Origin of the sequence: Chamaesiphon sp. OTE_8_metabat_110 (assembly GCF_031382685.1) — a bacterium.
In the GTDB taxonomy this organism is placed as follows: domain Bacteria; phylum Cyanobacteriota; class Cyanobacteriia; order Cyanobacteriales; family Chamaesiphonaceae; genus Chamaesiphon.
Genome location: NZ_JANMZA010000409.1, coordinates 1 through 11,799 on the forward strand (window position 1 = coordinate 1; position 11,799 = coordinate 11,799).

Annotated in this window: 9 protein-coding genes; 4 read left to right on the forward strand and 5 right to left on the reverse strand. The window is 45.5% G+C overall.

All coding sequences use genetic code 11. The features are described from left to right. Positions 1-156: 156 nt before the first annotated feature. Positions 157-1,860 (forward strand): IS1182 family transposase, encoded by a 1,704-nt coding sequence (locus RMO52_RS14980; protein ID WP_310415662.1) that lies wholly within the window; start codon positions 157-159, stop codon positions 1,858-1,860. 358 nt (positions 1,861-2,218) lie between these two features. On the opposite strand, the gene RMO52_RS14985 is transcribed toward RMO52_RS14980, so the two are convergent. After that, positions 2,219-2,815, reverse strand: a complete 597-nt coding sequence (locus RMO52_RS14985; RefSeq protein ID WP_309741357.1) for a recombinase family protein — start codon at positions 2,813-2,815, stop codon at positions 2,219-2,221. A gap of 205 nt (positions 2,816-3,020) precedes the next feature. Here RMO52_RS14985 and RMO52_RS14990 point away from each other — a divergent pair, with 205 nt between their 5' ends. Both RMO52_RS14990 and RMO52_RS14995 read left to right on the forward strand, forming a co-directional pair. Beyond that, positions 3,021-3,254, forward strand: coding sequence for a hypothetical protein (locus RMO52_RS14990; RefSeq protein WP_309741356.1), 234 nt, complete (start codon positions 3,021-3,023; stop codon positions 3,252-3,254). Then, on the forward strand, positions 3,235-3,585 hold the full coding sequence (locus RMO52_RS14995; protein ID WP_309741355.1) for a hypothetical protein: 351 nt from the start codon (positions 3,235-3,237) through the stop codon (positions 3,583-3,585). Before RMO52_RS14990 ends, RMO52_RS14995 begins: the two co-directional genes overlap by 20 nt. A gap of 130 nt (positions 3,586-3,715) precedes the next feature. On the opposite strand, the gene RMO52_RS15000 is transcribed toward RMO52_RS14995, so the two are convergent. Further along, positions 3,716-3,886: a hypothetical protein gene (locus RMO52_RS15000; protein ID WP_309741354.1), complete on the reverse strand. Its 171-nt coding sequence runs from the start codon at positions 3,884-3,886 to the stop codon at positions 3,716-3,718. Between the two features lie 273 nt (positions 3,887-4,159). Further along, complete coding sequence (locus tag RMO52_RS15005) at positions 4,160-9,274, reverse strand: PKD domain-containing protein (protein WP_396134999.1); 5,115 nt, start codon at positions 9,272-9,274, stop codon at positions 4,160-4,162. On the opposite strand from RMO52_RS15005, the gene RMO52_RS24765 reads away from it, so the two are divergent. Continuing rightward, positions 9,173-9,709: a pentapeptide repeat-containing protein gene (locus tag RMO52_RS24765; protein WP_396135000.1), complete on the forward strand. Its 537-nt coding sequence runs from the start codon at positions 9,173-9,175 to the stop codon at positions 9,707-9,709. The genes RMO52_RS15005 and RMO52_RS24765 overlap by 102 nt on opposite strands. 584 nt (positions 9,710-10,293) lie before the next feature. On the opposite strand, the gene RMO52_RS15010 is transcribed toward RMO52_RS24765, so the two are convergent. Further along, on the reverse strand, positions 10,294-10,869 hold the full coding sequence (locus tag RMO52_RS15010; protein ID WP_310415668.1) for an REP-associated tyrosine transposase: 576 nt from the start codon (positions 10,867-10,869) through the stop codon (positions 10,294-10,296). 28 nt (positions 10,870-10,897) lie between these two features. Beyond that, the gene (locus tag RMO52_RS15015) at positions 10,898-11,677 is read right to left on the reverse strand and encodes a photosystem II S4 domain protein (RefSeq protein ID WP_310415671.1); all 780 of its coding nucleotides are present in this window, start codon (positions 11,675-11,677) and stop codon (positions 10,898-10,900) included. Between the last annotated feature and the right edge of the window lie 122 nt (positions 11,678-11,799).

The window sequence follows — 11,799 nt, forward strand, 5'->3', positions numbered from 1 at the left end:
ACGGATACTGTTGGCGAATTCAAAAACCGATCGAGTGGGCGGGCAGACGAGTGGGTCAATTTGTGGATGAAAGTAGGTTGCCACTCGAACAACAACTCACTAATTTTGCGAGAATATCGATCGGTTAAAATAAACTCATCGGATTGAGGTGAGCATATGTGTCTACATCCTGAGTTAATTCCTCCCGTTCCAGAAGCTACCGCTAAAGTAGCTAGAGCAGCATTCCCCAAGGGAAATAAATATATGCGCTTAAGAGATGAGTTCGGAGTGTTTTACCAAGATGAAGAATTTGCTGACTTATATCCAAATAAAGGGCAGTCAGGAATTGCCCCCTGGCGATTAGTGATGATTCTAATCATGCAGTTTTTAGAAAATCTATCAGACAGGCAAGCAGCGGATACCGTCAGAGGAAGAATCGATTGGAAGTATGCGTTATCGCTAGAATTAGAAGATGACGGATTTGACTTTTCAGTTTTAAGTGAATTCCGCGCTCGGCTGATATCAGGGGGCAGATCTCAACAAATCTTAGATAAAATGTTGTCTAAGTTTGGAGAGTTAGGACTATTAAAATCAAGAGGAAAAGCTCGGACTGATTCAACTCACATTCTGGCGATTGTCCAAGAACTAACTAAAGTAGAACATCTTGAAGAAACTCTAAAATCTGCTTTAAATACACTAGCAAAAGTAGCTCCAAATTGGCTAGAAAGAATTGTTAACAGTGATTGGTACGATCGCTACGGTCAAAAAGACGGATATTCAAGAAAGACTAGAACTACCGAGGAAAAAGAAGCTAAAGCTATTGAGGTTGGAACTGATGGATTCTATCTACTTGAAGCGATCTACCATGAGACTACTCCCGATGCAATCCGCCAAATCCAGGCAGTAGAAGTACTACGTCAAGTCTGGCTCCAGCAATATTATGCACCCACAGAAGGAACAGTTCTACTGCGGACAGAAAAAGATGGCCCACCTAATGCCACCAGAATTTTCTCCCCTTATGAGACTGAAGCTCGTAAAAGTATCAAACGCTCTACTAAATGGACTGGTTACAAAGTCCATTTAACCGAAACTTGTGAGGAGGATTTACCTCATTTAATTACTCATGTCGAAACTACTATAGCGACAACCCAAGATTCTACAGTTTTACCTTCAATTCATAAGGCTTTGGCAGAAAAGGAAGTTTTACCTCAAGATCATTTGGTTGATATGGGTTATACTTCGGCACATTTAATTGTCAGTAGCCAACAAGAATATGACATCGATCTGGTTGGACCAGTTGCTCTAAATGCTCACTGGCAAGCCAAAGAAGAAGCAGGATTCGATTTATTTAGCTTTCGAGTTAATTGGAAACGAAAAGTTGTTTATTGTCCACGAGGCAAACGTAGTCGGCTTTGGAAAAATAGTCATGATGTTTATGGTAAACCAACAATCCATGTTGAATTTAGTAAAAGTGACTGTTCGGCTTGTCCAGTGCGTAGTCAATGCACTCGTGCTCCTGTCAATCCGCGTGGTTTAACTTTTATGACTCAAACGGATTATGAGGCTCTTGCCCGTGCTCGTGTTAGACAAAAAACGGCAGAATTTAAGCAAGAATATTCTTTGCGATCGGGAATTGAAGGGACTATCTCTCAAGGTATTCGTGGTTTTAATTTACGCAAGTGTCGTTACATCGGATTAGAAAAAACTCGGCTTCAACATACTTTGACCGCAGCAGCGATGAATTTAGAGCGGATTTATGCTTGGCTCGAAGAGATTCCTCTGGCTCAAACTCGCCGTTCTCATTTTGAAAAAATGGCACATCGAAAGCGCGCGACCTGCTCCAGCGTTTCGCAATCGCCAGCCCACTCGATCGATTTTTGAATTCGCCAACAGTATCCGTCCATATCGAAAATCCAACAGTCACGTCGAGCGAAGGAAACAGACATCAGGCACAAAGATCGAGACAATGCTTTTAGCTTACACCAACAAATGTCTCAAAGGGAGTTGCCACCGCCCGCGCCAAATTGACGTAGGTGATTCGGCAAAGCCGACACAGTGCGAATGCACTGTCGGTATAATCTGACTTTAGGCTAGAGTGATCCATGATTAACGAAGACCCGTCCATTCAGGAAAGCAAGCTTGCAACTTCCTAATCAGTTAGAACATCCTCAGAATACATATAAAAAGAGGAGATTAAATATTAATATTATAGAGTCTCTTTCTAAAAACCAGCTATCATCTATTTACTTTTTCCTAAAATAAATGAATCAAGTGAATTCATTAAGCTAGAAGTGAATATAGAAAATGTAAGAAAATACATGCCTTGAATGATTGTTTGTTGCTTGGCAGTTAATACGGTAACTATAATCCCAAATAAAATGTTAATTAAAAGCTTAAAACAGAACCAATGAGTTTTGCCGAATATATTCATAAACGATCTTTCAAGCTTCCTTCTTTCTGCTATCGAATCTCTATCGAATTGTGCAAACATATCTATTATTCCAAAAATCATCTCTCCTCGATCGGTAGATCGATCGCAATTAAACCCATCTAGAGAAAATAAACTAATATTTAAAGCATGTAACTCTTCAATAGTCTGTACCAAGTCTGATGCAGATCTACCCCATTGGGTTAACCTTGTCACCCATACTGAATCGATCTTTCCCTCTCTGGCAAGCTTCATAATTGCTTTCCGCTGCTTCGTCTCTAACTTAGTTTCACTCCACACACCCTCAACCTTAAACCCACATTTCTCCGCATACTCTTTCAACACCCTCTCTTGTTGTTTGCAGTTTTGGTCGTGGGCACTCACACAGCAATAAATAGCAACTTTCATCTTACCTGTAATATCGAGTACATAATTACTCTTAATCTACCCATTTATCGTCCTCAAACTATCGTGGTCATGAAGCGTTGATGTTAGTCTTGCAGGTTTTCATACTATCTTGTCGCCCAGAGATTCCAGATGGCTATAAGTAGAGTTGTAAGGTAAGTTTGAATTTGAATCTACAAACTACCTCTGAATATAACTTTAGTCCTCCATGCCCCCTCCTTCACCCCTGAAACTCAAAAACGTCCTCAAACAGCAATCTCACATCAATCTACTACTATTTAAGGTGGCTCTTGGCAATAGAATAGTATTGCCAGTGCGATCGCTACTGTGCCGGAATACCGACCAAACCTCTGTCAATCTGTACCCAACATCAAGTTACTCCTGCTGCCTTAGCTGCTCCATCTCGCTCCGCTTATGCCTGGATGAAGCTTCTGGCGGATAAAAATAACCTACAGCTTCATCTTGACACCCTCCGTCGCGCGATTGGAATCGGTACAGACATCATCAAAACTCAAAAGCAAGGTGTCGGCGAAGTCTTTATCGATCTATCCTCCGGTTCGAGCTTGTGCAAAGCCAGAATCATTGGCGACTTTACTACTTTAAGTATCAGTGAAGGTTTTATTCGATCGAGTTACGAGGTTCTCACCGCAGTCCTCCAAAGTGTATTATTAGGTAAAACTGAAGCGTCAAATCAGATCGTGCGGCAATTTGGGGTGAGCGAGGAATGTAGCGATGTTCTGCTAGAACGTATCAGGAGGCTAAATCTTTCCTAAAGTTGTCTGTTTGGGCTTGGCGAATGGCTTAAAGTTAAAGGTTATGTTGAGTTTTTTGAAGTTGAACTTGACAGTGTTATTTGATTTTGCTCGATCGACATTACCGTGCCAAAATATTTTAAGTTAATCCTCACTTCGCCACTGTAGTAGTATTACCACCAATGCTCACATTCAAGAGCGCGTAGATGCTACCAACGATCGTTGTCTGACCATTAATAGTAATATTCTTCTTGGTGAATAATTGACCCTTGAGGTTCGTATTACTATTGGCAGAAAGATCCCCTTGGGTAACAATTTTCACCGTCATCGAGCGGAAATAGGCGCGAATCGCGAGCGATATCGTTACCGATTAGAGCGGTAGGTGTATTCTTTACTAAGATTAAACAAATACTAAGTTGCTCGCTCGTCGTGTTTGATAACGATCGAACAAATAGAATCTTTAGGTGAAGCTCTGTTAGACTTTACCATGCTCGCTCTCGTTAGAAAATTGGCGATCCGAGCGGAAGTAACAGAGTAATAAATATCCCCCATCCCCTTGTCCCTACTTGGTGCATCCGCGCGTCCGTCCCCTTACCTACACCCCAGTAATCGTACTATTCCCGCTAATGTCAACATTATCCATCGCCGTAATCGCCCCGACGATCGTGGTGCTACCATTAGCCGAGAAGTTCTTCTTCGTCCATAATTGACCCTTGAGGCTGGTATTACCGCTGATGTCGATATTCCCCTGAGCGACGATTTTCACCGCGCTCGCAGCATTAGTCATGCTATTACTGCCACTGAAGGTGGTATTACCGTTACTATTGACGAGCCAATTCCCAGCTAATTGATTCCCACCGCTGAAGCTAATATTGCCACTAGCACATAGAGATACAGCAGTACCTACAACCGATTTGAGATCGATATTGCCGTTACTCGCAATCAGAGTGACATTATTCAGCACGGGAGTGCCACTATTAAAGTTAATATTGCCATTCTCAACGATGATGATGTAGTTACTCAGGTTGATTCCTGAAGGTAAATTGAGATTGCCATTAATTACCCTGACTACCGTAGGATTGAGAGTTGTGCCCGCAGGGGGGAATTTAGTATTCCAAGCGGCAGCATTGGCGATCGGATTGGTGGCAAGATCGAAGGTAATTACCCCAGTACTGGGCATTTTCGAGAGGAAATCTTGCTGTTTAGTGTCGGTGAAGGTGGGAATGGTAATAGTTTGGGTGGCAGAGGCAATACCTGAGTACTTGCCACTCAAACTAGAAGTAGAACCGCCAGGAGCGATCGTAATTTCACCTGTTTCGAGGATAATTTTACCGTTGGTATCTTTGAGCGGATTACCAGCAGCATCGCGTTTGACGGGGAGAGTAATACTATTACCGTTAAAGTTGACACCGACAGCAGCATAGATCTTGGTATCGTCGGTGCGAGAGTTGATATTGCCGTCTAAGTCGGCATTACCCTTGATGGTGACGGTACCGCCGGAGCGGATGCCACTGGTAGGTGCAGCGATGGTATCGTTGTCGAGGATCGTCGCCGTACCTGTGGCTTTAGCAATCGTGGCATTAATCGCGTTGGTAAGATTGAGGGCGAAGGTTTCGCTAGCTTCAGCAGTTGTATCGCCCAAAATCGCGATTGTAATCGTTTTGGTGGTTTCACCTACTGCAAAGGTAATCGTGCCGCTAGTGGCGGTGTAATCGCTGCCTGAGATGGCGGTGAGGTTGCTGGTGTTGTAGTTGACGGAGATGGCTTGAGTGCTGGCTTGGTTGAGGGTCAGGGTGAAGGTGAGGTTAGTAGTACCGCTATCGCCTTCGGTAATGGTGGGATCGTTAATGGTGATGGTGGGGAGAGCGGCGACGGTAATCTGTTGAGTGGTGGTAGTGGTGGCTCCGTCTTTGTCGGTGACAGCCAGGGTGATGGTGTAGTTACCTGCGGCGGTGAAGGTGTGAGCGGCGTTTTGTCCGGTGGCGGTTTGAGTGTTATCGCCGAAGTTCCAGACGTAAGTGAGGGTGTCGAGGACACCGGGATCTGTCGCAGTAGCGGCGAAGGTGGCAGCTTGGTTTTGATTGATGGTGGTTGGTTTGGCAATGCTAACGATCGTCGGCGCGACGTTATCGACTTTAGCAACTACAGTTTGAATGGTAACTCCACCATCTTTATCGGTCACAGTTAGGACAACATTATAGTTGCCATTATCAGCAAATGTGTGAGTAACATTTTGACCTGTGACTGGGTTAGTATTATCTCCAAAATTCCAGCTATAGGTTAAGGTGTCGAGAATTCCTGGGTCGGTTGCAGTTGCACTGAAGGTAACAGATTCGCCTTCTTTAATTGTTTCAGGTTTGACGATTGACACCACAACCGGAGCCACATTATCTACTGTAACTGCAACAGTTTGAGTTGTTACCGCACCGTCTTTATCAGTTACAGTTAAGACGATGTTGTAGTTACCATTGTCGGCAAAGATGTGGTTGACATTTTTACCGTTCGATTGTTCGGTGTTGTCGCCAAAGTTCCAAGTGTAAGTGAGGGTATCCTCTACACCTGCATCGGTAGCGGTAGCCATAAATTCGACTTCTTCACCTTCATCGATCTTCGCTGGTTTGAGGATCGATACCACTACTGGAGCGACGTTAGCGACTGTAACTGCAACTGTTTGAGTTGTTGCCGCGCCATCTTTATCGGTGACGGTGAGAGTGACATTATAGTCACCATTGTCGGCGAAGGTATGGCTGACGATTTGACCGATGGTGGGGTTGGTGTTGTCACCAAAGTTCCAGCTATAGGTGAGGGTGTCGTTGATACCGACATCGGTGGCAATGGCTGTAAATTCTACCTGCTCGCCTTCTTTAATGGTGTCGGGTTTGACGATCTTCACGATGGTGGGAGCGACGTTAGTTACGGTGACATCGACGGTTTGAGTGGTGAGTGCGCCGTCGGTATCGATAACTTCTAGTTTGACGGGGTAGATGCCGTTATCTGTGAAGATATAATCGATTGTCTGTCCAGTTATGGGGATGGTGGCGTTGTTGATGTACCAGTTGTAAGTTAGGACATCGTTGCCAGAGTCGCTAGCGGTGGCGATAAGTTGGATTGTTTCGCCTTCTTTAATGTTGGTAGGGATGGTGATGTTGTCGATGGTGGGCGCGACATTTTTCACCGTGACATCGATGGTTTGAGTGGTGATGGCTCCATCGCTGTCGATAACTTCTAATCGGACTGGATAAATGCCGTTGTTGAGGAATTTATAGTCGATTGTTTGTCCGGTGATTGGCGTGGTGGAGTTGTTGATGTACCAGTTATAGGTTAAGGCATCGTTCCCGGCATCGCTGGCGGTAGCGGTAAGTTGGACTGTTTCGCCTTCTTTGATGTTGGTGGGGATGGTAATCGAATTGATGGTAGGTGCGAGGTTATTGATGGTTACGTCAATGGTTTGGGTGGTAATAGCTCCATTACTATCGATGACATCTAGTTTGACTGGATAACTGCCACTATTAGCGAAGTTATAGTCGATTGTCTGTCCGATGATGGGGGTGGTTGCACCGTTGATGTACCAGTTGTAGGTGAGGGTGTCGTTACCGGAGTCGCTGGCGGTGGCTGTCAGTTGGACTGTTGAGCCTTCGTTAATATTCGTCGGGATATTGACGGTGTTAATAGTGGGGGCGAGGTTGGTAACTGTGACTTGGATGGTTTCGGTGGTGCTGGCTCCGTCATTGTCGGTGACGGTGACGGTGACGTTGTGGGTGCCGGATTTGGTGAATTGATGACTGGGATTATTTACGCTACTGACGGGATTACTACCATCGCCAAAGTTCCAGGTGATGGTGTGGGTGTCGTTAATTCCACTATCGCTATAGTTAGCGATAAAGGTAATCGCTTCTCCTTGGTTGATATTGGTGTTAATCGATTTATTGACTACTAATGTGGGAGCGACGTTATCTACTGTTAGTTGAGTAGATTGTTGGGTGGTACCGCCGTCCTTATCGGTGACGGTTAGAACTACGTTATAAGTGCCGTTATCGACAAATTGATGGACGATATTTTGACCGATTACAGTTTGACTGCCATCGCCTAAATCCCATGTGTAGGTTAGGTTATCGCTGCTACCACCGTCTTTGGCTGTGGCTTTGAGTTGGATGGTTTGTCCTTCGTTAATTTGGTTGGGAATAAGGACGGTTTCAATCGTCGGTGGGAGGTTGTTGACGGTGATGTTGACGGTGGCGAGGTTGGAGATTTGTCCGTCGGTGCCGAAGCCGAGATAGGTGAAGCTGTCGTTACCGACGTAGGTGGAAACGGGTTGGTAAGTGAGTTTACCGTCGGGGGTTTGGGTTAGTGTGCCGTGGGTGGGTTGGTTGATGATTTGGATCTGGCTGACGTTGGTGTCGTTGGTGGTTAATAGGGTGGGATCTAGGGTAAGAGGGGTGTTTTGGTTGGTAACTAGGGTGTCGTTTTTGGTGACGGGGATGGGTTGGGTGTCGGTGAAGAGTTTTACGTCGTCGATGGTGACGGTGCTGGTTCTTGCGCCGAATCCTAAGAGGTTGAAGTAGAGGGTGGCTTGGGTTGTTGGGGTAACTTGGGTGAGATCGATCGTGACGATGCTGCTGTTGTTACCGAGTGTGGTGATGGTGACTTTATCGCTCTTATGGATGGTGCCGTTGGCTTGGATATTCAGGAGGGAGTCGGTGTGATTTAAGCCGATAGATGTTCCGGCGAGGGGGTTGAAGGTGTTGGTGTCGAGGAGGGCAACTTCAAAGGCATCGTTGGCGGTTTTGGTGGTGTCTCCGGTAACTAGATGGTTGTCAATGATTGTGAATTGGAGGGTTTTTGCGCCTGTGGGGATGATGAAGGCTTGGGTGAGTTCTGAGAGTTTTTGGGACTGTTCGGTGAGGGTGGCGGTGCCGTTGATGATGTTGGTCGCACCAAGAGTGTTCCAGGTGGTGGGGGTGGTGAAGTCGCCGTTGGTGATGCCGATGAGTGCGCCTGCGGTGAGGTTGGCTGAGTTAAGCGTGCCTACACCCGACACCCAACCCCCGATTCCCGAATTAATCGCATCAATCATTGCTAGGTTTAACGCTGATGGCAGTTTACGAACGCCAGGTTTGAGGCTGGTGTTCATGAGATCGTAGGGGTGGAAGGTGGTGTCGAGGTGGGAGCCGTCGGGGGTGAGGTGGGCGGTAATTCCACTGTTGATGAAGGTGGAGATGCCGTTGATGTTTTGGACGTAGGCATCGAAGGCATTATTGCCACGAATGATGCCTTTGAGGTGTCCGAGTTCGTGCAGGATGGTGGTGAGGAGATCGTATTTGCCTGCGGCTGCGCCTGTGGTGGCGCGGAAGGCGGTGGAGGTGAGGGTTTGGTCGAATTCCGAGTTATCGTCGGGGGTGGTGTCGATGAACCAGCCGAGGCTATTGCCGTCGGTGTCGAGGGTGAGGGTGCCGGAGTTGGGACGATTGTTGGTGTCGTATCCGGTGATGGTGGCGGAGGCCAGTTGTCCGGTGGGGAGATCTGTGATCTCTATTTTGAGGTTAAATGGTGTTGGGGATTGAAGGAATTCTGTCCAGGCGGGTACTGTTGTGTTTTGGAGGTTGGGGTTATGACTCGTGAGGAGTTGTTGGAGCGTTATGCTGCTGGGGAGAGAGAATTTAGTGGAGTCGATTTGAAAGAAGTTGATTTGAGCAATGTCACCCTGCGGCATATTATTCTGGTCAGAGCTAATCTCCAAAGCTGTATCTTGTCGAATGCCGACCTCATTGATGCTCAACTGATGAATATTAACCTTAGTGGGGCTGATTTGAGGGGCACTAGGCTGTCTTGTGATTTGAGCGGGGCTAATTTGCAGGGGGCAAGTTTGCATAATGCCAAAATGTGGAAAGTTCGATTGAGAGGAGCCAATTTGTCCCATGCTAATCTGAGTGGAGCTGATATGGGGCAAGCTAGTCTTGACGGTGCTGACCTCTCCTATGCCAATTTGCAAGATGCCTTCTTGGAAGAAGTTTTGTTTGACTGCGATTTGTCCTACACCAACCTGTGTGGAGCTATCACTACTCCCAATATTGACGCTCTTTTCAAGCCCGCCATTTTGTGCAACACCATTATGCCAGACGGCAGTATCCGGAATGATGATTGTTGAGTCAGAGTGACTAGCTAATTCATCCCAAGCCATTAATGAGGCTGTTGGAGCTAAAAGCTGCTCAACTCGCTGTCTAATTTCAGCCGGATCTCTAGATTCAATGGCATTTTGAATGGCGGTTGGCACATTCGACAAGAAGTTGTACTCAGTGACTGATTCAAAGAGATCGACATTGCTAATATAGTCCAGCCAACTTCTTCCTCCTACAGAGTCATTGTTAGGTGTGTCCACAACAAAAGAAGAAACGTAGGGTGGGCACTGCCCACAGGCAATTTAGAGCCGAAGCAATAAAAGTTAAAACTGTTTTATTCGATCGAATAATCTCTTCACCAATCGATCGCAAAGCGTGCCGTAAGCAATCGATATTAACCACTTCAAATATTCATATTACTAAATCTAAAATGGTCTGTGGGCAGCATTTCAAGCCGAAGTAATAATAGTTTAAACTGTTTGATTCGATCGCAATCTCTTCACTAATCGATCGATATTAAACACCCCAAATATTTGTCCTGTTAAACAAAAAATGGTGCTGGTGGACAATGCCCACCCTACTATGAAATATTCACTCTACGGGATATTTGATGCTATTCACCCATTTCTAAATCTATCAAACTCGTTACGGCTGGCGTAAAAATATTCCCACTGCACTGACAACCCCATTGAGCATCGTATTCACCTCGCTTTACTCCACGGTGAAAGCTCGAATACTGCCAATCATGAACGCATTTCACTAAACCATGCTTGACAGGATTGAAATGTAAATAATCTAAATGTTTGCGAAGATCGAACTCGTCACGAATCGTATGCTCATAAAATCGCCGCTGCCAAACATTACTCTCCCGATGCTTTTTGCGGGATTCACACACATTTTCTGGTAGATTATTTACCCCGCGCAAAGCACGCGTAAATAACACCTTCATCCGCCCGACACGATAAGAGTAATCGCGATCGTCAGGTGGTAAAGTCCACAAGAAATGAATGTGTTCGGGGAGAATGACCGCAGCATCGATCGTGAATGGTTTTTCTGCCATCATCAGATTGCAAGCTTGTCGCAATCGATCGATATTTTCTGGTACTAAAAATAACTTCTCCCGCTGGTAAGTAATCAGCGTGAGAAATATACTACTTCCAGGAATATTAGCACGACGATATTCTGGCATGATTAGTTCGATCGATCTAGCTACTTATTTAGATATATCTAGTAAGATTAACTCGATATCTTTCCTTCTTGGTAATCGTAACTTCACCAATTTCCAATCTACCCTTACCGCGAATTGCGACTAGATCGCCAGACTTGAGCGCATGAGCGGATTGACCGACTTCTTTCCAGTTAACTCGGACATCGCCACTAGAAATTATATCGACCATTTTACTGCGCGACATGCCAAATCCGGCGGAGGCGATCGCGTCCAATCTTAGAGACGCTTCGGTCGTCACCATTTCTTTTTTCTTAGGTTCGCGAATCTTTAATTCACTTAATTCAATTCGTCGAGTTTTGACGGGTACCGATCGCACTTGAGTTAGACTAGTTTCTAAAAATTCCACTAATTCTGGTGACACGATCGCTTGCGCGCCTTGTTCGCCTAAAACGATAATATCGCCAGTTTTATCTCTGACAATACCACAGCCTAACATCGCACCCAAAAAATCTCGATGGGTGGGCGGATCGAACAAGAAATTTCCGGCAATTTGGATTGCGGCCAAGGGGACTTGACTCGGCTCGAAAGGAATATCGCTACGACAGATCCCCAACCTTTGGCGCTCGGCTTGCGGATAGCCGCCAGTAGCAATGATTTCGATATCGCTGAGGCGACTGAATACGCCTTGAATATCGGCGATTTCCGGCGGCGAGAGGAAGTCCGTTTCGACTACTTCCCAAGTTTTGATGGCTTGTTCGGCTAAATCGATCGCGCGTGCTACAACTTCACGATTTTCGACTCTTTTTAATAATTCTTCTCTTGGGAGCATTCGGTAATTAATTGATAATTGATAATTGATAATTAATAATTACTAATTATTAACTGTTTATTCTTACATAAATAGTCTGACCTCATCTGAAGTGATACTTAAAACCTCACCGCCAAAAGTTT